Genomic DNA, 20,275 nt, shown 5'->3' on the forward strand with positions numbered 1-20,275 from the left:
CTGGTAGGACGATAGTATAAAGCTACTCCGCCGCTTCGGCGGGGCGCTGTTCAGGCCTTACTCTCGTATCGTGCACGATCTGGCTCTCCCCGAGAAAGGCGACGATGCGCTCGCGGGCGCGCCGGGCTTCCGGCATGTCAATCAGCGGCCAGACGTGGAACATGCCTTCCTCATAGACAAGATCGATTTCAACGCCGGCTGCGCGGGCTTTTTCGGCGAAGATCAGATTGTCGGGAGTCAAAAGATCGCGCGAGCCGGTCAAAAGCAGCGTTCTTGGCAGCACGGACAAATCTCCATAGACCGGGCTGATGTGCCAGTCGCTGGGATCGATGCCGGCACTGTACAGGCGAATCGCCTCCCTTCCGCCAGCTATGCCCAGCCAAGGGTCGTTGCGTTCCGCCTCGAACACTGCGGGGTTGGTGAGCGACACGTCGAGACCCGGCGAAATGAGCACATGCCGCGACGGCAGGGGCAGTCCTTCTTCGGCGACCATCATGGTCAGCACCACAGCCATATTGCCGCCGGCGGAATCGCCCATGAAGACGATGTCTTCGGCTTCCGTCTCGGCGAGCATCTGCCGGTAGACATCGCCAACCATTCCGAACATGGCATGGAAATCGTGTTCGGGAGCGATTGGATAGATCGGCACCGTGATCCCGTAGCCCAGCCGATCCGCCATCTCGGCGATCAGGTGCCAATGATAGGGTGTGATTTCAAAGACATAGGCACCGCCGTGCAAGTAGAGAATCCGCTTCTGCTCGCCGGTCCTGGGTGCGATTTCGTAGACGGGGAAGCCATCGACCGTATGCATCTCGATGTCGAGACGCTGATGCAACGAGGCGGGCGGGCGGTGGTTCTCGGTCTTGCGCGCGGCCGCGATCCAGCGCTGCAAATTTTCCGGACTGGCAAATGCCTGCTTGCGGCTGTGCCGCAGGACGAAAGACACGACATGGCTTTTCAAACTTGGCATGCGAATACACGAACTTCGGCAAAGCCGACTAAGAGAACCCCCACTATCTTCGAAGATCGTGCCGTGGCCGAAAATGTCAAGATTTGCGCCGTATCTACACGGTGGTGTGATCCGCGCCGCGGTGCTCAGCGACGTGGTAGAAGTGCGGCACGCAGCCGGTTGCTGGTGGTCGCCGGGGACATGCGAGATCCCCGACGCATGCCGAGCAATTTGCATTTGTCGGCGAAGGTCATCAGCGCGCGGCGCTCCAGATCGTGTTGATAAGTGCGGCCTTTTCGCTGGATCGCGGCGATACCGGCCAGCCGATATCCTTCTGGATTTCGGGCGGCAGGCTGTTCAACAGGCGTCGCGCCTTGCTGCGGTCGTGAGCATTCTTGATGGCCGTGCCATAGCGGCCGAGGCTTTCGAGCATTGACATCGTTGTCTCCTCTGGAGCGTTGCGGCGGCTGGAAAGATATCTCCAGCCTGCCATTCGATGCCGGTTGAATGCGCCTGCCATGTATCTGGCGAATTTCACGAAAACAGCTTTTTGGTTTCCGGATCAGGCGATCCGGAAACATTTGCATGCAAATGAGTTTGGAAAGGCCGTGACCTGGGCGCGGCCGCTTATTCCCGTCCACGCCTGGCGGCGTGGCCTTCGCGCGAACGCCGTCGCGGAGCGGCGTCGCCGGCAACGCCGTCCTCGCTGACCGTCTTGCGCGGCGGCAGTTTTACCGCCGCCGACAGTTTCGGGAACGGATCGACCTTGTTGGGCAGCGCCATGGCGTAGACGAAATGCTCCTGGAATTTGGGCTCCAGCGCCGTCTCGATCTTCTCGATCTTGCTGACCGTGTCCTCGATCTCGCGGCGATAGCCGCGGTTGAGCAGCGCCATGCGCGCACCGGCACCGGCAGCGTTGCCGACTGCCGAAACCTTGTCGAGATCGCAATCTGGGATCAGACCCAGCACCATGGCGTATTTCGGATCAATGAAGGAGCCGAAAGCGCCGGCGAAATGGATGCGGTCGACATGCTCGGTGTTCTGCTTTTCCATCAACAGCTTGGTGCCGGCATAAAGCGCTGCCTTGGCAAGCTGAATGGCGCGCACATCGGTCTGGGTGATGGTGATCTTCGGCCCATCTTCCGTCAATGCGGCAGAGCCTTCCTTCAGCACGTAGGAGAAGGTGCGGCCGTTGGCGGTGACGCGCGGCGAACGGGCCGAAAGCCCGCCGTCGATGACGCCGTCCTCGGAAATGATGCCGGCGAGATACATCTCCGCCACCACTTCGATGATGCCGGAACCGCAGATGCCGGTGACGCCGGTTGCCTGGACGCTTTCCAGGAAGCCCGGCTCGTCGGACCACAGCTCAGAGCCGATGACGCGGTATTTTGGTTCCAGTGTATCGGGATCGATGCGCACACGCTCGATGGCGCCCGGTGCTGCGCGCTGGCCGCCGGAGATTTCGGCACCCTCGAAGGCAGGGCCTGTGGGCGAGGAGGCCGCAACCACACGCTGGCGATTGCCGAGTACGATCTCGGCATTGGTACCGACATCGACGATCAGCATCATCTCGTCCTGGCGATGCGGGCCTTCCGACAGCGTCACCGCCGCCGCGTCCGCTCCGACATGGCCGGCGATGCAAGGCAGCATGTAGAGCCTGGCGCCCTGGTTGAGCTTCAGGCCGATGTCGGATGCCTTGATGTGCACAGCGCCCGAAACGGCCAGCGCAAAGGGCGCGCCGCCAAGCTCGGTCGGATCGATGCCGAGGAACAGATGGTGCATGATCGGATTGCCGACGAAGACGCTGTCCAGGATGTCGTTGCGCTGGACATTGCCTTCGGCGCAGACCTTGTCGACCAGCCCGGAGATTGCCTCACGCACGGCGACCGTCATGCCTTCGCGGCCGTCAGGATTCATCATCACATAGGAGACGCGGCTCATCAGATCCTCGCCGAAGCGGATCTGCGGGTTCGAGGTGCCGGAGGAGGCGGCGACGCGGCCCGACAGCAGCGACACCAGATGCATGGCGATGGTGGTCGAGCCGATGTCGCAGGCGAGACCGTAGGCCTCGTTCTTGAGGCCGGGCCAAAGTGCTACGACGCGCGCGGTCTCCGAATCGGCATCCTTGTAGATGGCGGCGGTCGCGGTCCAGTTGCCCTTGCGCAGGATACCTTGCACCTGCGGCAGCAGATAAAAATCGAAATCAAGGCTTTTTAGGCCCCAATCGTGCATCAGCGCGATCTTCAGCCGGTCGAGATCGCCAAGCGGCTTGTGCATGTCGGGTTCTTCGATCTCGACATAGCACATGCGGATCGCTGAATCGCGGGCGATCACCCTGGTGTCGGCATCCTTGCGGATGGTCTGCGCGTTGATGACCGTGTCCTGCGGCACGTCGATGACGAGGTCGCCGAGAATCTGCGCCGAGCAGGAGAGGCGGCGTCGTTCGGGCAGGCCACGGACGCGCTCATAGCGCTCTTCCTTGGCGCCCTTGGGCGTGATGTGGTCGTTGGAGGAGGTGATCTTGTGCTTGGCGAAATTGCCTTCCTGCACTTCGATCTGGCAGCGTCCGCAAGTGGCGCGTCCGCCGCAGACGCTTTCTACGTAGACGCCGAGCTGGCGCGCGGCATCGAGCACCGGCGTGCCGACAGGAAAACGCCCGCGCTTGCCGGACGGCATGAACAGCACGAGCGGGTCGGTGATGTTGGCAGGTGAGTTCATGTTTTCATTACTCGACGAAGCCGGCACTGGGAAAAGATTTCACATATGCGAGGCTTGCCAGAAAAGAGGCGATGAGCGGCAAGGGGTACCACCGGAGCCAAAATATGGAGAAATTGTCTAACCTCTGCTGGTCCAACATCCTTGTGGGAATTGTGCTCAGCAATAGCGGCGCGACAATCAGTGCAACCATTATTATGCACGTCGCGTAGATACACAGATCAAAATATCGCAGGTACTCATGACTCTTATATCCGAAGGCGTAAGAGCCAACCAGAAGCATGAATACGCAACAAAAAGCTACGCGCAGACCTATCTTCCAGTCCGGTATTCCAAGTCTTTTTCGCTCTTGGTCTGTCAAGAAAACTTTGTCCTTGCGCGCTTATCCTCGGCCCATCCGGGCTTCACGGCCGCCACGGCGGCGGCCGCCATTGCCGGCGCCGTCGCCCGGCGCATTGACTTGCGTCGGGGCGGCAACGGCCTGGCCGCCTTCGGCCGGCTTGTAATCCTTATAGGTGCGGATCCAGTTGGTGCAGTTCTCGTCGGTGCCGTTCAGCACATTCGCGCCGCGCACGGCTTCCATTTCCTGCGGGCGCACCGGGTTCATGATGGCCGAGGTCATGCCGGCGCCGATAACCATCGGAATGAAGGCAGCGTTGATGCCATGGCGATGCGGCAGGCCGAACGAGATGTTGGACAGGCCACAGGTGGTGTTGACCTTGAGCTCTTCACGCAGGCGGCGCAGCAGCGCGAAGACCTGGCGGCCGGCATCGCCCAGCGCGCCGATCGGCATCACCAGCGGGTCGACGACGACGTCATGCGCCGGAATGCCGAAATCGGCGCAGCGCTCGACGATCTTCTTGGCGACGGCGAAACGCACGTCCGGATCCATTGAAATACCGGTCTCGTCGTTGGAGATGGCGACGACCGGCACGTTGTACTTCTTGACCAGCGGCAGGATGGCTTCGAGCTTTTCTTCCTCACCGGTGACGGAGTTGACCAGCGGACGGCCCTTGGCAACCTTGAGTGCGGCTTCGATCGCGGCGGTGACGGAACTGTCGATCGACAGCGGCAGGTCGACCAGCCCTTGCACGATCTCCAGCGTCTGCACCAAAAGGCCGGGTTCGGTCTCGTTCGGGTTGACAGATGTAACGCCGGCGTTGACGTCGAGCATGGTGGCGCCGCACGCTGCCTGCTCCAATGCGTCCCTGATGACGGTCTCGAAATTGCCCGCGATCATCTCGGCGGCCAGCTTCTTGCGGCCGGTCGGGTTGATGCGTTCACCGATCACGCAGAACGGCTGGTCGAAGCCGATGATGATTTCTCGTGTCGCCGAGGCGACGATGGTACGGGTCATGGAATTCTCTCCGCCGTGATATAAAGATTTCTTTATATCGTTATCTGGTTTCGTTCAAGCGAATGGGTGGCCGTCCGCGCCGTCAATGCGCGGTCTTCACCATGTCCACCTGCGTTTCGGTAATGTCGTCGTGCAAGATGCTGTCGAGCCGGTCGGCGACGAGCTGATCGTCGCGGCGGATCTCACGTTTCCACGGCTGGCGGCCCTTCAGCACGCCCGATTCATCGACGATCTCGGCGACATATTCCTCCTGCCGGTAGGCCATCACATGGACGCCGGAAACGCCTGATATTTCCTTCACCTCGTTGATGATGTCGATGCAGAGTTGCTTGCCTTCCTTTTTCTGGTCCTGGGCGCCTTCCAGCCGCTTGATGACAGACTCGGGAATATGGATGCCCGGCACGTTCGAGCGGATCCACTTGGCCGTTTTGGCCGAGGCCAGCGGCCCGACGCCAACCAGGATGAAGCACTTTTCGGTGTAGCCGAGGTCGCGCACCTTTTGCATGTAGCTGCGGAACATCGGCACGTCGAAGCAATACTGGCTCTGCACGAATTGCGCGCCGGCGGCGATCTTCTTGCCCAGCCGATGCGGCCGGAAGTCGATCGGTGGCGCGAATGGGTTGATCGCGGCTCCGAGGAAAAGCTGCGGTGGCGTCGTCAGCTTGCGGCCGGACAGGAACTTGCCATTGTCGCGCATGATGCGGCAGGTTTCCAGGAGCGACATGCAGTCGAGGTCGAACACCGGCTTGGCGCCGGGCTGGTCGCCGGCCTGCACGCCATCGCCGGTGAGGCAAAGCATGTTGGCGACGCCCATTGCCGCCCCGCCCAGCACGTCGCCCTGGATGGCGATGCGGTTCTTGTCGCGGCAGGCGATCTGCATGATCGGCGCATAGCCCATGCGGGTCAAAAGCGCGCAAATGCCGACCGACGACATGTGGCAATTGGCGCCGGATGCATCGACGGCGTTGATGGCATCGACCCAGCCGTCGAAGATCTTGGCGCGGTTATAGACGTCTTCCGGATCGGCGCTGTCGGGCGGGTTGAGCTCGGTGGTGACGGCGAACTCGCCGCGCCGCAGGACGCGCTCCAGCCGGCCGCGCGAAGTGTGGCCGGGCAGTGGCTCGAGCGGCAGATGGATGCCGGCCGGGTTCTCGTCGATCTGGCGTCCGATCATGCCGGTGCCCCGGTGTTTGCCGTCTCATTTTTGGCGGCAGCGGCCGCTTCGCGTGCGGTGGCCGCCTGTGCGGTCACCCGCAGCCAGGCCGATGTTTCGCGCAGCGACTGGTCGACCGGCTTCTGCACGGTCAGGATCCTGTCGCCGTGCACCATGTTCTGCGAGCCTTCCCAGGCTTTGACCCAGACGCAGGGCATATCGGGCTCGACCTCGCAATTGCCGTTGGCGCGGACGCCGCCGCAAGGACCGTTGCGCAATTGCTTGGGGCAGTTCATCGGGCACGACATGCCTGTCGAGGACAATATGCACTGGCCGCACATGCGGCAGTCGAACATGAAGCCCTTGACGCGCTTCTCGACGAATTTGATCGGCCCTTCGACGCGGCCGTAACCTATGCCCTTCCACAAGGGATGGAGGAGCAGGAACATGTCGGCGAATTTGGCGTAGAACCATTCGAGTAATCGCGAGTGCCGCACAGACCATAATCTGACCGCAAAGGAACGCTGCACGCGCCGCTGCGGCGATACGTCGGCCGGCTTGTAGTCGGATTTCGGCGCTGCCTTTTTGACCAGAGTGGCCTGGGTAACCGGCTGGACAACCCTTTGGCCATCCTTGGCAGGAATGGTTTCAGACATTTTCTTTGCCGCCTGCCTTGACCAGGGCGACCAGCCGCTCGCGGTCGTATTTCGTGTCGATATCGTTGAATGCCTTCTCGACCTCGGCTTCGAGGTCATCGCCGACCGGGACGGGATCGGCCTTGCGCCATTCGGCCAGATAATCGTCGGTGCCGCCGGCGCCAGTGCGCATCGCGCACATGTCGATCGCTTCGGTGAAGCGCAGCGGCAGCTCGCGCTTGGCGTTCTGCCGGCCCTTCTTGACGATGATTTGGGCTGGGATGTCGCGCCAGTAGACGACGATCAGATCGGCCATGAATTCTCACTCCTCGTTCTGCGAGCATTGCCGGAAGCGCAGTGGGGCCGCTTGTTATGGGACGACGCGCGCGCATTCAAAAGCGACGCATTTGGATGTCGTAAAATGAAAGGTGTGATTATTCGTTTCCGGCGTCTGCCGGCGCCCGGTATGACGCGTCGGAAAAGCCGGCGCACGGCATGCGGATCCGGACGAGGAACGCGTTACCAGATGCCGGTTCTCAGGCCAGTCCAGACGTAGAACCAGATCGTCGGGTGATACCATTGCTGTGATGACAGGCCGGGGTCGACGGTGGTGATTTTTCCGGCCAGAACATCGCTGACCGCCTCGACGCAGATGTCGCGCGAGAACGCGGCCTGGCGCAACGCATAGCTGGAGATGGTGTCGCCGCGTTTCGGTTGACCGCGCACCTGTTTCAGCACGGCGCCCGTATCGACGCCGGCATCGACCAGATGCACGGTGGTGCCGAAATTCTGCGGGTCGCCTGACGTCAACGCCCAGTAGCCACCGTTCATGCCGCGGTATTTCGGCGTGATGCCGGCGTGATAGTTGAGCACCGGGCAAGGCATCCGGGCAAGCATGTCCTTCGACAACAGCCTGCAGCCATTAAGCAGGACAACGCCAGGCTGGATCTTCTTGATCGCTTCGAGGCATTCCGGCCCGTTGGCTGAGGCGACATGGATGATTTCCTGATCCCGCCGCGGCTCGACCTCGAGCTTTCCCTCGGCAATCAGCCGGGCGGCATGGCTGGCGAGAAGCCGTTTGCCCAGTCTGCTGAGCACCATCGTGCCAAGTTGGCCGATGGCGGAGATCCAGCCCTGGCGGCGAGCCCGGCCGCGAAGCAATTGCTTTTTGGATTCAGGCGTTTCGAGGATGACGCTGACAGGGCCGACGCGGTCGGTGATCGCGTTGACGATAGCCCAGACATGCTGGCCGCCTCCGGTGACGACCACGATCCGCGTGCTGGATTCTGATGCTGCCATGGATCTTGCCCCCTCCAAGCAACCCGTTCTTGATAATGGTCGGGATGCTAGGGCGTCCGGGTTAATCCTTGGTGATCAGCCTTCGATACACAGTCAGCGCTTGAATTCGATGATATCGAGCTTCGATTCGTAGTAGGGCGCCGGAAATTCGATGCGCCATTCCTTGGCGCTGTTGCGGAAGGCGTAGCCGACCTGGTCGGTCTGCGGGCCGCTGCCATAGGGCTTTGCCGGATCATCGTTGACATAGAAGGAGCCGAGATAGATCGCGCGTTTCTCGCCATCATCGAAGAAGCGGCCCTTGGTGCGCTGCGAGCCGCTGATCTTTTCCAGCCGCCAGCCGGAACCGTCGTCGGTCACCTTGCACTTGAACCAGCCATAGATGACGAGCGGCAAAGACCCGCCGGCCTTGATGGTGCGGCACCGCCAATTGCCGGTCAGGTCCTTGTCGGAAAAGGCCACCAGCGGTTTTGCCAGCAAGGCGTCGAGTTGCTTGACCTCGGCCGCGTCTCCGGCTTTCGCCTCGGCAAGCGCCGCCTTGCGCGTCTCGCCATAATTGTCGAGCCGCTTCTTGTCGGCCGGGGTGATGAGTTTTTGTACGTCGCCATCGGCATGAGCGGGCAGGGCGAAACAGAGGAGGCCGAGTACGGCTATCAAGCGGCGAGGGGTCATCGGTGCGTTTCCACGTTCGAATGGCTGGAGGGCCTGTTGCCTTGTGGCGCACAACTTACCCGTTCTCGGCGGCCTGTCACCCAGGGTTGGAGCATAGCGGGGTCAGGAATTGCTTCAGGCGTGTGCAGCCGCCTGCGCCATTCCGGCCGTCAGGTCGCCATAGCCGGTTGCGCGGCGTTCATAGACGAGACCAAGCATTCTGGCTGCCTTTTCGGCGACCTTGTCGAGTTCCGGATCATTGGTCTGGGCCAGATAGATCAGCTTCTCGTAGTTGCCGAAATAGTCCTTGATCAACTCCGGGTGCTTGTCGAGGCCGAGCGGTTTCATGAAGAAGGCGTCGAACTGCCGGCAGAGGAAGTCGGTCATGTAGAAGGACATCATGTCGTCGTCGGCGACTTTCGCATAGGCCTCCATGCCTTGATAGAAGGCAAAGCAGTGCGGGCCCGCCATGCGCTCGACGCCGTGCTTCTCGCAGATGCGGTCGAGCAGGCCGCCGGTGCCGCAGTCGGCATAGCCGACGAAGATGTTGCTGTAGCCTTCGGCCTTGGCCTTTTCGATTGCCTTGTCCATGGCCGGGGCGATGCGGTCCGGATAGAAATGGAATTCTGCCGAGAGGCAGGTCAGGTCGAGGTGATCCAGTCCGAGCTGTTCCTTGACGGCCAGAATTTCGCGAGCAATCATCCCACAGGCGATAACGAGCAGCCTGTCGTCTTGATTCGGTTTCGTTTTTTGCGTCTTGGCCATGGAACCCGTCGAGCCGGCCTTCGTTGCTGTAGCGCTAATTTATCTATTGAGGGAGACACCGTCCATGAAACTGCTACGCATCACGCCAGTTGCCATCTTGACCTGCGCCCTGGCCCTCACGGCTTGTGCGAACACCGTCCGAGGCGTCGGCAAGGACGTCAAATCAACCGCCAATGCGGTCGAGGACACCGTCAACAATCCCTGATCCGCACCCGGCCTTCTTCATCTGGGAACAAAAAAGCCGCGCTGCAAGGCGCGGCTTCCTGTTGTCCGGCCGAAATGACCAATCAGGCCGAAGCGCGCACATTGTGCTTGCGCTTCATGAAGTCCTTGGCGGTCTCGACCGCCACTGCCGCGTCGCGGCAATAGGCATCGGCGCCGACGGCCTTGCCGAATTCCTCGTTCAGCGGCGCGCCGCCGACCAGCACGACATAATCGTCGCGGATGCCCTTTTCCTTCATCGTGTCGATGACGACCTTCATATAGGGCATGGTCGTGGTCAGCAGTGCCGACATGCCGATGATGTCGGGCTGGTGCTGTTCGATCGCATCGAGATATTTCTCGACCGCATTGTTGATGCCGAGATCGATGACGTCGAAACCAGCACCTTCCATCATCATGCCGACGAGGTTCTTGCCGATGTCGTGGATGTCGCCCTTGACGGTGCCGATGACCATCTTGCCCTGCTTCGGCGCGCCGGTGGCGGCGAGCAGCGGACGCAGGATGAACATGCCGGCCTTCATCGCATTGGCCGACAGCAGCACTTCGGGAACGAACAGGATGCCGTCGCGAAAATCCTCGCCGACGATGCGCATGCCTTCGACCAGCGCTTCCGTCAGCACCTTGTAGGGCACCCAGCCGCGCTCGAGCAGGATGTTGGTGCCTTCCTCGATCTCTTCCTTCAGCCCGTCATAGAGATCGTCGTGCATCTGCTGCACCAACTCGTCGTCGGAAAGTTCGGAAAGGATGATCTCGTCGTCGGACATTTGTATCGAGCTCCTGCCGGCATCGCGACCATGTCGCAAGGCACACATCTTCGCGTTCATACCTAACCCGCTGAGGGCATGTATCCATAGCTGATTTGCGACTTCCCGCAAAAGGAAAGCGACCGTAACTCTCTTGGAATTCTTGTCGATTTTGCGACAGGCGTTGGCGCTGGCGGGCCGTTTCGAATAGGGTGCATGGCTACGATCTGGCAAGAAGCGGCGAGGCAGCCGCTATGGATTCCAGACAAGAACAGTTTCAGGGAAGAACCACCATGAGCGAACACGCGGCAGTCGATCAGGAAGCGTCAAACGCGCGACGTGGGCGTGGCGCCAGTGGCGGGGCAGCAGCCCGGCGGGCAGCACGTTCGGGCGGTGGCCCGGGTACGCAGCTCACCTACATCAAACGCAAGATCAACGTTTACGAGGTGCTGGACGAGGAAGGCCTGGCGCTGATCGAGACGAACACCGACACGGTGCTCGAGGAAATCGGCATCATCTTCCGTGATGACGCGGAAGCGCTGCAACTGTGGAAAGAGGCCGGCGCCGACGTCAAGGGCGAGCGCGTGCACTTTCCGAAGGGTCTGTGCCGTTCGCTGCTCAAGACCGCGCCGTCCGTCTACACCCAACATGCGCGCAATTCCGAGCGTTCGGTGCAGATCGGCGGCAATGCCACCGTCTTTGCGCCAGTCTACGGTCCGCCCTTCGTGCGTGACCTCGATGGCGTCAGGCGTTATGCGACGATCGAGGATTTCCAGAATTTCGTGAAGCTCGCCTATATGGCGCCGTCGATCCACCATTCGGGCGGCACGGTGTGCGAGCCCGTCGACGTGCCGGTCAACAAGCGCCATCTCGACATGATCTACAGCCACATCAAATATTCCGACAAGCCGTTCATGGGTTCGGTGACCGCGCCGGAGCGCGCCGAAGACACCGTCGCCATGGCCAAGATCGTGTTCGGCGACGATTTCGTCGAGAACAACACGGTGCTGACCAGCCTGATCAACGCCAACTCGCCGATGGTGTTCGACGAGACCATGCTCGGCGCTTTGAAAGTCTATGCGCGCCACAACCAGGCTTGCATCGTTACGCCGTTCATCCTTGCCGGCGCGATGAGCCCGGTGACGGTGGCCGGCACGCTGACGCAGGTCCTGGCCGAAGTGCTGGCCGGCGCCTCGTTCACGCAGCTGATCCGGCCGGGCGCGCCGGTGCTGTTCGGCACCTTCGCTTCGTCGATCTCGATGCAGTCGGGCGCGCCGACCTTCGGCACGCCGGAGCCGTCGCTGGTGTCTTATGGCGCCGCACAGCTGGCGCGCCGTCTCGGCCTGCCGTTCCGCACCGGCGGCTCGCTCTGCGCGTCGAAGGTTCCGGATGCTCAGGCGGCCTATGAAAGCGCCAACACGCTGAACTCGACCATCCTGGCCGGCACCAATTTCGTGCTGCATTCGGCCGGTTGGCTCGAGGGCGGGTTGGCGTCCTGCTACGAGAAATTCATGATGGACATCGACCAGCTCGGCATGACGCAGAAATTCTCAGAGGGCGTCGATCTGTCGGAAAACGGCCAGGCGATGGACGCCATCCGCCAGGTCGGCCCCGGCAGCCACTATCTCGGCTGCGACCACACCCAGGCCAATTTCCAGACCGCCTTCTACCGCTCCAACATCGCCGACAACAATTCCTACGAGCAGTGGCTGGCCGAAGGCGAGAAGACAGCGCCGCAGCGCGCCAACGAGCTTGCCCGCCGCTGGCTGGAAAGCTACGAGGCGCCGCATCTCGATCCGAGCATCGACGAAGCGTTGAAGGACTTCATCGCCAAGAAGAAGGGGTCGATGCCCGACGCGTTCACTTGAAAGGAGCCCGAATCAGGCGGGGCTAAAGTCGCCAACATCATCCACAAGGAAGTCTGGCGGAGCGCGTTCTCCGATCCGGTCAAGAAGGGATGACTGCCGCGGGGCGCCGGGTTGAGGACATCGCGACCGTGCTTTCGGCCAATGGCCTAATCCTGCGCGGCGGCTTCAAGTGCGGAGCGAGCGAAACCCCGTTTGCCGACCTCTCAGGTGCTCCCGTCAAATCCGTCTTGCTGGTCGGGCAGGCGGGTGCAGCGCCTTGGCCGCATTTCCTGCGCTGGTTCGACAAGCAATCGCAGACCATCGCCAATCCGCTCGATACGTGGTCGCGCGAAGTGATCGGCGCCGTGGCCGAGGTATTCGGCGCACGGGCGATTTCTCCGTCGGACAAGCCCTATCTGCCGTTCCAGCAATGGGCGATGCGGGCGGAGGGACTGAAGCCGTCGCCGCTCGGCATCCTCATGCATCCGCAATACGGGCTATGGCATGCCTATCGCGGTGCGCTGCTGTTCGATGACGAGATCGCGCTACCGGCGGTTCGCGAGGTGATCCACCTTTGCGATAGCTGCGTCGAGAAACCCTGCCTGAAATCCTGCCCGGTCGACGCCTATTCCGCGCAAGGATTCGCTTATCAATCCTGCCTGGCGCATGTGCGGGGAGCGAATGGCGGACCCTGCCGCGGCGGCGGCTGCCTTGACCGCAATTCGTGCCCCTATGGCACGGAGTATCGCTATCCGCCGGAGGTTCAGGCCTTCCACATGGCGAGCTTCGCACGAGCCACCAACTGATCCATTCCAATTGCGTGGTGCTCGTTCGCTTCGCGCATCTTGACGGCAGTTAGACACAAGCCTATTCATCAAGTCATCAGATGACTTGATGAATAGGTCGATGCAACCTGCTATCCGAACCAATCTCACCGACAGCGCCACCGAGAGCCTGCGGGCTGAAATCGTCAGCGGCCGCTGGGGTGTCGGCGAGCGTATCCCCAACGAGGCAGCTCTGACCGACCTTCTGTCGGTCAGCCGCGGCACGGTGCGCGAGGCGGTGCGGGTGCTGGTCTCGCAGGGATTGCTGGATACGCGCCAAGGCTCGGGCACCTATGTGCGCTCTGCCGTCGATACTTCTGTCGCGCTCGACCGGGTCAAGCGCAGCGGCCTGCGCGATCAGTGGGAGGCGCGGGCAGCGCTGGACCTCGAGGCCGCACGGCTCGCTGCCTTGCGCCACACGCCAGCCGACCTCGAGCGGATGCGGCAATTGCTTGCCGCGCGCGGCACTGTCGCCGAAGGCGGAAGCGAAGCCTTCATCCGGCGCGATCTCGCCTTCCACAAATCGGTTGTCGCGGCGTCCGGCAACAGGGCGATGATGGAGCTCTACGACTTCTTCACCGCTGCCATCACCGAGACCATCCATGCCACCATCGACGGCGATCTGCCCGAGCCGGACCACCAGGCGCATGCGGCAATCGTCGACGCCATTGCCGCGAGCGATCCCGAGCGCGCCGTTGCCGCCGTCCGAGCCTTCATGGCGCCGGTGCTTGCCCAACTTGAAAGACTGCTTTCGCAATGAACCAGAGTTTTCGTCAGCCTGACCCGAAGGCCGAGGTCGAGGGTCTGGAACTCATCGATGCCGAGGCCGACAGCCTGCCCATGCCGCAGCCGCCTGAACTGCGCAGCCGTGCGGCGCGCATCGTGCTTGGCGCGAGCCTTGTGCTGATCGCCTTCAACCTGCGGCCGCTGTTTTCGAGCCTGTCGGTGCTGTTGCCCGAGGTGATGCAGGCAACCGGGCTGTCGACGACGGGCGCCAGCCTGCTGACGACGCTGCCCGTCCTGTGCCTCGGCCTGTTCGCGCCCTTCGCGCCAAGGCTTGCGCAGCGCTATGGAGCCGAGCGCACCTTGCTCGGGGCGCTCGCCTTGCTGGTGCTGGGAACCGGCCTGCGCTGGTTCGGTACGGTTCCCCTGCTGTTTGTCGCGACCTTCCTGGCCGGCGGCGCCATTGCCATCGGCAATGTGCTGCTGCCAGGCCTGGTGAAGCGCGATTTCGCCGACAGGGCCGCCGTCATGACCGGGCTCTACACCATGGCGCTCTGCGCCGGTTCGGCTGCCGCCGCGGGCTTCACGCTGCCGATCGAGCATTTGGTCACCGGTTCATGGTCCGGAGCACTTGCTGCCTGGTCGGTGCCGACCCTGATTGTGTTGCTGATCTGGATTCCGCAGGCGCTGGGCAGCCGGCGGCAAGTGAGCGATCAAGGCTTTCGCGTCGTCGGGCTTTGGCGCGATCGCCTGGCCTGGCAGGTGACGCTGTTCATGGGGCTGCAGTCGGCGCTCGCCTATTGCATCTTCGGCTGGCTGGCGCCGATCCTGCGCGAGCGTGGCTTCGATGCGGCCACCGCTGGCGCCATGGTTTCGGTGTCAGTGATGGCGCAGGTCATCACCTGCCTCGCCGTGCCATCCTTTGCGATGCGGCTGAAGGACCAGCGCGGCATCAATGTGGCGCTCGTCGCCACGGCGGTGGTCGCGCTGCTCGGCATTCTCTTTGCGCCGACCTCGACGATGCTGTTCTGGGCGGTCCTGCAAGGCATCGGGCAGGGGGGCCTTATCGCGGCTGCCATGAGCTTGATCGTGCTGCGTTCACCGGATTCGCATATCGCCGCGCATCTTTCAGGCATGGCGCAAGGCGTCGGCTATGAGCTGGCGGCCTTCGGCCCGTTGCTGGTGGGCCTGATCCGCGACTGGACCGGCAGTTTTTCGGGGACGGCGTTCCTGTTCGTCGCGCTCGGGCTTGGCGTAGCCATCATGGGGCTCGGTGCCGGCCGTGCGCTGCATGTCGGCGCGCGGACCGTGCGCGAGGGCGAGCAATAGCGTCCGCAATCCTGCACGAAATGTTGACTGCCACGCCCCGGGAATGCCTTGCCGTATGGCCTTGCGCGGATATGTATCGCGCATCAGTCGAACGGAGCGGGCGATGACGAAACACGACCTTCAGATCAAGACCAGGGATGGTGTTGCCAATGCCGGGCTTTTCCGCTCGGCAAACGCATCTCCTGCCAAGGCCGGCGTTATCCTCTATCAGGACGCCTTCGGTCCGCGGCCGGCGCTCGACGGTATGGCCGAGCGGCTGGCGAATGAAGGCTATGCGGTGCTGGTGCCCGACCTGTTCTACCGCAATGCGCCCTACGGGCCGTTCGACGCCAAGACCGCCTTCGCCGAGGAGAAGACCAAAATCCCGCTGATGGCGCTGGTCACGGGCACGACACAGGAGATGACCATCAGCGACAGCGGTGCGTTCCTCGACGCGCTTGCTGCCGAGGGCATCACCGGGCCGATCGGCACGGTGGGATATTGCATGGGCGGCGGTCGATCATTGAATGCGGCTGCAACCTATCCCGAACGGATAAAAGCGGCCGCAAGCTTCCATGGCGGCAATCTGGCCAGCGACGCCGCCGACAGCCCGCATCGCAAGGCAGCCTCCATCAAGGCGCGCGTCTATGTCGGCATGTCGGGTGTCGACAGAAGTTTCCCGCCGGAACAATCGATGCGATTGGAGGAAGCGTTGCGGGTTGCGGAAGTCGACCATGTCATCGAGAACTATGCCGGGATGGCGCATGGCTGGTGCGTGCCCGATCATAGCGTTTTCAACGCCGCGGGTGCCGAACGCCATTGGAAGCGGCTGACGACGTTGTTCGCCGAGACGCTGATCTAAGGCAGCGGTCGCGCCCTGAGTAGGACGCTACGCGTCTTTGAACCAGAACGGCAGCCGATGCGGCAAAGAGTGAGCGATGCTTGCCCTTTCGACGGCGGCAGATGACTTTCACCTTGCCGCCGCCGGATCGGGCAGCACCTAGGCGTTTGCCTTGCGATAGGCTGCTACGACAAGCCAAATTGCGGAAAGCAGAAAGTAAAACGCGCCGAACCCGGCATAAGGGGCGATGTCCAGAATCGTCGGCGCAGCCGTGCCGAGGGATCGGCTGATCATGAAGCCGCCGGCGAGGGCCGACTGCGCACCACTCAGGATCATCGGCCATTGTGCGCCATGGTAGCGCCAACGCCTTGCTCCCGTATTCAGCTGCAGCAGACCCGAGAGGATCGCCCAAACCCCAAACACGGCCAGAACGGCATACATGCTGTTGTTAACCGCCACGATGACGGCGAGCGCCGTTATCGTGCTGACCACGACATTCAAAGCCTGGGACGAGTTGGCCTTCAGGCCGCCATTTACCCTGGCGTCGACCAGATTGGCGAGAGCGTCCCATGCCGGGTAGATCACGAGCAGAAACGCGGTGGGACCGGGTTGCCCGTTGAATAGAATGGCGGCAGCAACCCAGGCGATAGAAAATATGGCGCGTGCGAAATAATAGGATCGTAGCCATCCGGACCGGGTGAAAGATTGGTTTTGCATCGGCAGATTCCTTGTTGCTATCTACCTATTAGTAGGTAGACAAAACCCCTAAGTCAACCCAATGTCCGGAACACCTCCCTGTGAGAATCGGGAACGATGCAACCTTGACAGTTCGCCTACCAGAAGGTAGGCGGCGATATGAAATCAATGGCTTCGACTTCAGAAAAGATTCTCGATGTCGCGCAGTCTCTCATCGTCGCGGGAGGCTACAACGGGTTCAGCTATGCCGATATCTCGGCTGCCATCGGCATCAGGAAGGCGAGTATCCACCATCATTTTCCGACGAAGGCCGAGCTGGTTTCGGTGCTGGTGGATCGTTACAGGCGGCAGGCCGAAGTGGGTTTGGAGTCTCTCCGGGGAGAACTCTCAAGCCCTGCTGAACAACTGCAGTCCTATCTGAACTATTGGCGGACATGCATTCGGGATGCCTCGCCGTCCTTCTGCGTCTGCGCGATGCTCGCCGGCGAGATGCAGATGCTGCCGGAAGAAGTGGCGTCACGCGTTCGTGCCCATTTCCAAAATCTCGCGGGATGGCTTACGTCGGTGCTGCGGGCTGGAATGGAACAGGACTTGTTCCGCTTGAACAACCGGCCGGAGGAGGAGGCCCAGATGCTGATGGCATCTGTTCATGGGGCAATGCTGTCCGCGAGGGCTTTCAGCGATCCCGGGCTGTTCACCACAATCGTCACCCCCCAGATCACCAGGCTGCTGGGACGGGATAGCTAGAAAACTATCGGGCCAAAGTGATACCAGGCAGCGCAAGTGGCGCGCCCCAAATGAGTGGGTCGAGCGGGAACGAATAGCCTGATGCAATCTTATGATGTCGTGATCATCGGCGCGGGTGCGGCCGGAATGATGTGCGCCGTGGAGGCGGCCAAGCGCGGCCGTTCGGTGCTGATCCTCGATCATGCGGCGGCGCCTGGCGAGAAGATCCGCATCTCCGGCGGCGGCCGGTGCAATTTCACCAACATCCATGCCAGCCCGAAGAATTTTCTGTCGGGCAATCCGCATTTCTGCATTTCGGCGCTCAGTCGCTACACGCAGCGCGATTTCATCGCCCTCGTCGAACGCCAACGCATTGCCTATCACGAGAAGACGCTTGGGCAGCTGTTTTGCGACGGCTCGGCGCGCCAGATCATCGACATGCTGGTTTCGGAAATGCAGGGCAGGGGCGTGGAGCTGGCGCTCTCGGCCAGCGTTGAGGATGTCCGCAAAACCGTGGAGGGGTTTGCGCTCACCCTCTCCACAGGCTTGGTTACTTGCCAGTCGCTGGTCGTGGCCTGCGGCGGCAAGTCGATCCCCAAGATGGGCGCGACCGGCTTCGGCTATGAGCTTGCCGAACGGTTCGGCCTTGCCATCGTCGAAACGCGACCGGCGCTGGTGCCGCTGACGTTCGACGCAAACACGCTTGAGCGGCTAGCGCCGCTGGCAGGCAATGCGGTCGACGCGGAAGTCGCCTGCGGCAAGACGCGGTTCTCCGAAGCGATGCTGTTCACGCATCGCGGCGTCAGCGGGCCATCCATCCTGCAGATCTCGTCCTATTGGCGCGAGGGCGATGAAATCCGCATCGCCATGCTGCCGGGAGTTGACGTGGCGGACCTCATTCGGGTGGCCAAGCGAAGCAATGGGCGGCAAGCGGCACAGACGGTGCTGGCAAATCATCTGCCGAAGCGGCTTGCGCAGTCGATCGCCGAGCGCACCGGGATCGACGGCAACCTTGCTGATCTTTCCGACGCCCAGATGAAAACCATAGCTGCCGCAGTCAATGACTGGCGCATCAAGCCTGCCGGCTCAGAGGGCTACCGGACCGCCGAAGTGACGCTGGGTGGGGTCGACACCAACGGGCTGGACCAGAAGACGATGCAGGCGAAATCCGTGCCGGGCCTGTTCTTCATCGGCGAAGTCGTCGATGTCACGGGTTGGCTGGGTGGCTATAATTTCCAGTGGGCATGGTCGTCGGGCTGGGTGGCAGGCCAGGCGGCCTAGACTTGCGTCCGTGGCTTCGCCCCGGCAGCCGCTTTCTTCTTCTTTTTGGCCTGATTGTAATCGATCGCTGCGCGGACGAGCTCTTTTAAAGCGCCCTCATTGAGCCTGTCGCCCTCGAACATGTCGATTGCCCGCCACACCTTGCCGCCAAAACCATTGTTGAACAGATTGTCGGGGTCCGGCAGGCTGGCGCCATGGGAAAAGGTCAGCTTCACCTTGTCCTTGTGGGCGTTGCCGACCACGATGTTCCCGTCGAGGCACCATACCGGGCTGCCCATCCACTTCCACTCCTCGACGATGTCCGGGTCGGCTGCAAGGATGGTCTTGCGGATGCCGGCGAGCGTATCGCCGCGCCAATCGATGAGGCCGGCGATCAGCTGGTCGATATGTTGCGAGGGGGTCATTGGGTGTCTCCTGTGCCTCGACGCGTTTCAACCGCCGCCGTTACCAGCGCGCCAGCTGGGTGATCTGAACGAGGTTGCCGCAGCTGTCGTTCAACTGGGCGATGGTCGAACCGGTCGCCTCGGTCGGCGGCTGGATAAACGCACCGCCCTTCGCCTTGATGCGCTCGTAGTCGCCCTTGACGTCGTCGGTGAAGAACATGACCGCGGGCTGGCCCTGCTTGAAGATGGCTTCCTGATAGGCCTTGGCGGCCGGGTTGTCGTTGAGCGCGAGCTGCAGTTCGGTTCCATCAGGCTCTTCAGCCGAGGCCCACGGTCAGCCAGCGATAAGGCCCGTTGCTGAAATCTGCCTTTTTGGTGAAGCCCAGCACGTCGGTGTAGAAGCGCAGTGCGTTTTCCTGGTTGTCCACATACACGCTGGTCAGCTTGATCTTCATTGCTCTTTTTCCTCTGTCATAGTCGGTCATTACGAGATCCAGCCGGGCAGGGCCGCGGCCTGCTTGATCCATTCCACCATCCTCGCTTCATCGAACGGATCGTCTTCGCGGATGTCGATCCAGCGCACATCCTTGCTCTTGGCCGTGCCGCCAGGCGGAATCGGCCGCAACGACGTGCCGCTGAAGAAGGTCACCTTCAAATAGTGGGTGAAGACATGGAAACTCACGAACCAGCCCTGGCCCTCGACGCCGTAGAAGGGCGAGTTCCATCGCACGGCCTTGCGCACGTCGGGCACGTTGTGTTCGACGAGCGCGTCGAGCCGCTCGCCGAGGCCCCGCTTCCAGCCCGGCATTGCAGCGATGTAGGCCTGCACCGGAGCGTCGCCGTCGCCCTTGGCGATTTGCGGGTTGCCGCCCGAGAGCAGGACCGGTGCGGCTTTGGTCGACTGACCCTGCGTCTTGGTCATTCTACCCACTCCTATCCGCCGGCACGCTGCGCGCCGCGGCCCTGGCGGCATAGGGCAGCACGAACATGTACAGGCCGCTGAACAGCAGCAGGAAGAGCGGCAGGAGCGGCGAATAGACCACCCAGGCGGGAGGCTGGCCGAATGCCATGGTGACGAAATTGGCGACGACGGTCAGCGTAAAAATGATCGACAGCCAGCGATGAATGTGCCGAACCCACTTGTTCCTGTCCAATAGCTC

The 20,275-nt window shown here is 61.9% G+C and carries 25 protein-coding genes; 8 read left to right on the plus strand and 17 right to left on the minus strand.

Translation table 11 applies throughout. The annotated features are described in order from the left end of the window. Window positions 1-22: 22 nt before the first annotated feature. From EJ079_RS22155 to EJ079_RS22200, 10 genes are all read right to left on the minus strand, one after another. Window positions 23-970, minus strand: coding sequence for an alpha/beta hydrolase (locus EJ079_RS22155; RefSeq protein ID WP_127811385.1), 948 nt, complete (start codon window positions 968-970; stop codon window positions 23-25). A 232-nt stretch (window positions 971-1,202) separates the two neighbouring features. After that, a complete protein-coding gene (locus EJ079_RS22160) occupies window positions 1,203-1,388 on the minus strand; it encodes a hypothetical protein (protein ID WP_127258513.1) in 186 nt (61 codons plus the stop codon). 188 nt (window positions 1,389-1,576) lie between these two features. Beyond that, window positions 1,577-3,667, minus strand: a complete 2,091-nt coding sequence (locus EJ079_RS22165; protein WP_127810163.1) for an ASKHA domain-containing protein — start codon at window positions 3,665-3,667, stop codon at window positions 1,577-1,579. A gap of 379 nt (window positions 3,668-4,046) precedes the next feature. Beyond that, window positions 4,047-5,021, minus strand: a complete 975-nt coding sequence (locus EJ079_RS22170; RefSeq protein WP_013531167.1) for a methyltetrahydrofolate cobalamin methyltransferase — start codon at window positions 5,019-5,021, stop codon at window positions 4,047-4,049. Between the two features lie 82 nt (window positions 5,022-5,103). Then, window positions 5,104-6,195, minus strand: a complete 1,092-nt coding sequence (locus EJ079_RS22175; protein ID WP_127810164.1) for a methylenetetrahydrofolate reductase — start codon at window positions 6,193-6,195, stop codon at window positions 5,104-5,106. Then, window positions 6,192-6,830 (minus strand): methylenetetrahydrofolate reductase C-terminal domain-containing protein, encoded by a 639-nt coding sequence (locus EJ079_RS22180; protein ID WP_127810165.1) that lies wholly within the window; start codon window positions 6,828-6,830, stop codon window positions 6,192-6,194. The genes EJ079_RS22175 and EJ079_RS22180 overlap by 4 nt, the downstream gene beginning before the upstream one ends. After that, window positions 6,823-7,125: a virulence factor gene (locus EJ079_RS22185; RefSeq protein WP_023812316.1), complete on the minus strand. Its 303-nt coding sequence runs from the start codon at window positions 7,123-7,125 to the stop codon at window positions 6,823-6,825. Before EJ079_RS22185 ends, EJ079_RS22180 begins: the two co-directional genes overlap by 8 nt. A gap of 203 nt (window positions 7,126-7,328) precedes the next feature. After that, complete coding sequence (locus EJ079_RS22190) at window positions 7,329-8,108, minus strand: formyl transferase (RefSeq protein WP_127810166.1); 780 nt, start codon at window positions 8,106-8,108, stop codon at window positions 7,329-7,331. A gap of 93 nt (window positions 8,109-8,201) precedes the next feature. After that, window positions 8,202-8,777 (minus strand): DUF4893 domain-containing protein, encoded by a 576-nt coding sequence (locus EJ079_RS22195; RefSeq protein WP_127810167.1) that lies wholly within the window; start codon window positions 8,775-8,777, stop codon window positions 8,202-8,204. A 114-nt stretch (window positions 8,778-8,891) separates the two neighbouring features. Beyond that, a complete protein-coding gene (locus EJ079_RS22200) occupies window positions 8,892-9,521 on the minus strand; it encodes a DUF1638 domain-containing protein (RefSeq protein WP_127810168.1) in 630 nt (209 codons plus the stop codon). A 64-nt stretch (window positions 9,522-9,585) separates the two neighbouring features. Between EJ079_RS22200 and EJ079_RS22205 the strand changes: the two genes are divergently transcribed. Then, window positions 9,586-9,726 (plus strand): entericidin A/B family lipoprotein, encoded by a 141-nt coding sequence (locus tag EJ079_RS22205; protein WP_127810169.1) that lies wholly within the window; start codon window positions 9,586-9,588, stop codon window positions 9,724-9,726. An 82-nt stretch (window positions 9,727-9,808) separates the two neighbouring features. On the opposite strand, the gene EJ079_RS22210 is transcribed toward EJ079_RS22205, so the two are convergent. Further along, a complete protein-coding gene (locus EJ079_RS22210; RefSeq protein ID WP_027029468.1) occupies window positions 9,809-10,507 on the minus strand; it encodes a B12-binding domain-containing protein in 699 nt (232 codons plus the stop codon). Window positions 10,508-10,779: 272 nt separating this feature from the next. Here EJ079_RS22210 and EJ079_RS22215 point away from each other — a divergent pair, with 272 nt between their 5' ends. The 5 genes from EJ079_RS22215 to EJ079_RS22235 all read left to right on the plus strand — a co-directional run bounded on the left by EJ079_RS22215 (window position 10,780) and on the right by EJ079_RS22235 (window position 16,050). Continuing rightward, window positions 10,780-12,354 carry a trimethylamine methyltransferase family protein gene (locus EJ079_RS22215; RefSeq protein WP_127810170.1) on the plus strand — a complete coding sequence of 525 codons (1,575 nt, stop codon included), beginning with the start codon at window positions 10,780-10,782 and terminating at the stop codon, window positions 12,352-12,354. A gap of 89 nt (window positions 12,355-12,443) precedes the next feature. Then, window positions 12,444-13,139, plus strand: coding sequence for a 4Fe-4S dicluster domain-containing protein (locus tag EJ079_RS22220; protein WP_127810171.1), 696 nt, complete (start codon window positions 12,444-12,446; stop codon window positions 13,137-13,139). Between the two features lie 100 nt (window positions 13,140-13,239). After that, complete coding sequence (locus tag EJ079_RS22225; RefSeq protein WP_127810172.1) at window positions 13,240-13,917, plus strand: FadR/GntR family transcriptional regulator; 678 nt, start codon at window positions 13,240-13,242, stop codon at window positions 13,915-13,917. After that, window positions 13,914-15,209, plus strand: coding sequence for an MFS transporter (locus EJ079_RS22230; protein WP_127810173.1), 1,296 nt, complete (start codon window positions 13,914-13,916; stop codon window positions 15,207-15,209). Before EJ079_RS22225 ends, EJ079_RS22230 begins: the two co-directional genes overlap by 4 nt. Window positions 15,210-15,312: 103 nt before the next feature. After that, window positions 15,313-16,050, plus strand: a complete 738-nt coding sequence (locus EJ079_RS22235) for a dienelactone hydrolase family protein (RefSeq protein WP_127810174.1) — start codon at window positions 15,313-15,315, stop codon at window positions 16,048-16,050. A 138-nt stretch (window positions 16,051-16,188) separates the two neighbouring features. On the opposite strand, the gene EJ079_RS22240 is transcribed toward EJ079_RS22235, so the two are convergent. After that, entirely contained in the window at window positions 16,189-16,746 is a 558-nt protein-coding gene (locus EJ079_RS22240) for a DUF308 domain-containing protein (RefSeq protein ID WP_127330287.1), read from the minus strand. A 138-nt stretch (window positions 16,747-16,884) separates the two neighbouring features. On the opposite strand from EJ079_RS22240, the gene EJ079_RS22245 reads away from it, so the two are divergent. Both EJ079_RS22245 and EJ079_RS22250 read left to right on the plus strand, forming a co-directional pair. Then, window positions 16,885-17,472 carry a TetR/AcrR family transcriptional regulator gene (locus EJ079_RS22245; protein ID WP_127810175.1) on the plus strand — a complete coding sequence of 196 codons (588 nt, stop codon included), beginning with the start codon at window positions 16,885-16,887 and terminating at the stop codon, window positions 17,470-17,472. Between the two features lie 81 nt (window positions 17,473-17,553). Beyond that, window positions 17,554-18,732, plus strand: coding sequence for an NAD(P)/FAD-dependent oxidoreductase (locus tag EJ079_RS22250; RefSeq protein ID WP_127810176.1), 1,179 nt, complete (start codon window positions 17,554-17,556; stop codon window positions 18,730-18,732). Here the strand turns inward: EJ079_RS22250 and EJ079_RS22255 are convergent. From EJ079_RS22255 to EJ079_RS22270, 5 genes are read right to left on the minus strand one after another with little or no spacing between them, the layout of a single operon-like run. Next, window positions 18,729-19,136: a DUF1801 domain-containing protein gene (locus EJ079_RS22255; RefSeq protein WP_127810177.1), complete on the minus strand. Its 408-nt coding sequence runs from the start codon at window positions 19,134-19,136 to the stop codon at window positions 18,729-18,731. The genes EJ079_RS22250 and EJ079_RS22255 overlap by 4 nt on opposite strands. Before the next feature lie 40 nt (window positions 19,137-19,176). Next, entirely contained in the window at window positions 19,177-19,413 is a 237-nt protein-coding gene (locus tag EJ079_RS33965) for a VOC family protein (RefSeq protein WP_348629740.1), read from the minus strand. 19 nt (window positions 19,414-19,432) lie between these two features. Next, window positions 19,433-19,600: a VOC family protein gene (locus tag EJ079_RS33970; RefSeq protein WP_245481718.1), complete on the minus strand. Its 168-nt coding sequence runs from the start codon at window positions 19,598-19,600 to the stop codon at window positions 19,433-19,435. After that, complete coding sequence (locus tag EJ079_RS22265; RefSeq protein WP_127810178.1) at window positions 19,600-20,037, minus strand: DUF1801 domain-containing protein; 438 nt, start codon at window positions 20,035-20,037, stop codon at window positions 19,600-19,602. Before EJ079_RS22265 ends, EJ079_RS33970 begins: the two co-directional genes overlap by 1 nt. Before the next feature lies 1 nt (window position 20,038). Then, window positions 20,039-20,269 carry a hypothetical protein gene (locus EJ079_RS22270; protein WP_127810179.1) on the minus strand — a complete coding sequence of 77 codons (231 nt, stop codon included), beginning with the start codon at window positions 20,267-20,269 and terminating at the stop codon, window positions 20,039-20,041. Window positions 20,270-20,275 lie beyond the last annotated feature (6 nt).

The organism is Mesorhizobium sp. M7A.F.Ce.TU.012.03.2.1 (genome assembly GCF_004006095.1).
GTDB lineage: Bacteria > Pseudomonadota > Alphaproteobacteria > Rhizobiales > Rhizobiaceae > Mesorhizobium.

Excerpts from the sequence above, each read along its gene's own strand:
- EJ079_RS22155 (WP_127811385.1), bottom strand. The coding sequence starts at position 970 with ATGCCAAGTTTGAAAAGCCATGTCGTGTCTTTCGTCCTGCGGCACAGC.
- EJ079_RS22175 (WP_127810164.1), bottom strand. The coding sequence starts at position 6,195 with ATGATCGGACGCCAGATCGACGAGAACCCGGCCGGCATCCATCTGCCG.
- EJ079_RS33970 (WP_245481718.1), bottom strand. The coding sequence starts at position 19,600 with ATGACCGACTATGACAGAGGAAAAAGAGCAATGAAGATCAAGCTGACC.
- EJ079_RS22240 (WP_127330287.1), bottom strand. The coding sequence starts at position 16,746 with ATGCAAAACCAATCTTTCACCCGGTCCGGATGGCTACGATCCTATTAT.
- EJ079_RS22170 (WP_013531167.1), bottom strand. The coding sequence starts at position 5,021 with ATGACCCGTACCATCGTCGCCTCGGCGACACGAGAAATCATCATCGGC.
- EJ079_RS22190 (WP_127810166.1), bottom strand. The coding sequence starts at position 8,108 with ATGGCAGCATCAGAATCCAGCACGCGGATCGTGGTCGTCACCGGAGGC.
- EJ079_RS22195 (WP_127810167.1), bottom strand. The coding sequence starts at position 8,777 with ATGACCCCTCGCCGCTTGATAGCCGTACTCGGCCTCCTCTGTTTCGCC.
- EJ079_RS22180 (WP_127810165.1), bottom strand. The coding sequence starts at position 6,830 with ATGTCTGAAACCATTCCTGCCAAGGATGGCCAAAGGGTTGTCCAGCCG.
- EJ079_RS22165 (WP_127810163.1), bottom strand. The coding sequence starts at position 3,667 with ATGAACTCACCTGCCAACATCACCGACCCGCTCGTGCTGTTCATGCCG.
- EJ079_RS22250 (WP_127810176.1), top strand. The coding sequence starts at position 17,554 with ATGCAATCTTATGATGTCGTGATCATCGGCGCGGGTGCGGCCGGAATG.
- EJ079_RS22220 (WP_127810171.1), top strand. The coding sequence starts at position 12,444 with ATGACTGCCGCGGGGCGCCGGGTTGAGGACATCGCGACCGTGCTTTCG.
- EJ079_RS22235 (WP_127810174.1), top strand. The coding sequence starts at position 15,313 with ATGACGAAACACGACCTTCAGATCAAGACCAGGGATGGTGTTGCCAAT.
- EJ079_RS22245 (WP_127810175.1), top strand. The coding sequence starts at position 16,885 with ATGAAATCAATGGCTTCGACTTCAGAAAAGATTCTCGATGTCGCGCAG.
- EJ079_RS22265 (WP_127810178.1), bottom strand. The coding sequence starts at position 20,037 with ATGACCAAGACGCAGGGTCAGTCGACCAAAGCCGCACCGGTCCTGCTC.
- EJ079_RS22255 (WP_127810177.1), bottom strand. The coding sequence starts at position 19,136 with ATGACCCCCTCGCAACATATCGACCAGCTGATCGCCGGCCTCATCGAT.
- EJ079_RS22225 (WP_127810172.1), top strand. The coding sequence starts at position 13,240 with ATGCAACCTGCTATCCGAACCAATCTCACCGACAGCGCCACCGAGAGC.
- EJ079_RS22230 (WP_127810173.1), top strand. The coding sequence starts at position 13,914 with ATGAACCAGAGTTTTCGTCAGCCTGACCCGAAGGCCGAGGTCGAGGGT.
- EJ079_RS22215 (WP_127810170.1), top strand. The coding sequence starts at position 10,780 with ATGAGCGAACACGCGGCAGTCGATCAGGAAGCGTCAAACGCGCGACGT.
- EJ079_RS22210 (WP_027029468.1), bottom strand. The coding sequence starts at position 10,507 with ATGTCCGACGACGAGATCATCCTTTCCGAACTTTCCGACGACGAGTTG.
- EJ079_RS22200 (WP_127810168.1), bottom strand. The coding sequence starts at position 9,521 with ATGGCCAAGACGCAAAAAACGAAACCGAATCAAGACGACAGGCTGCTC.
- EJ079_RS22205 (WP_127810169.1), top strand. The coding sequence starts at position 9,586 with ATGAAACTGCTACGCATCACGCCAGTTGCCATCTTGACCTGCGCCCTG.
- EJ079_RS22185 (WP_023812316.1), bottom strand. The coding sequence starts at position 7,125 with ATGGCCGATCTGATCGTCGTCTACTGGCGCGACATCCCAGCCCAAATC.
- EJ079_RS22160 (WP_127258513.1), bottom strand. The coding sequence starts at position 1,388 with ATGTCAATGCTCGAAAGCCTCGGCCGCTATGGCACGGCCATCAAGAAT.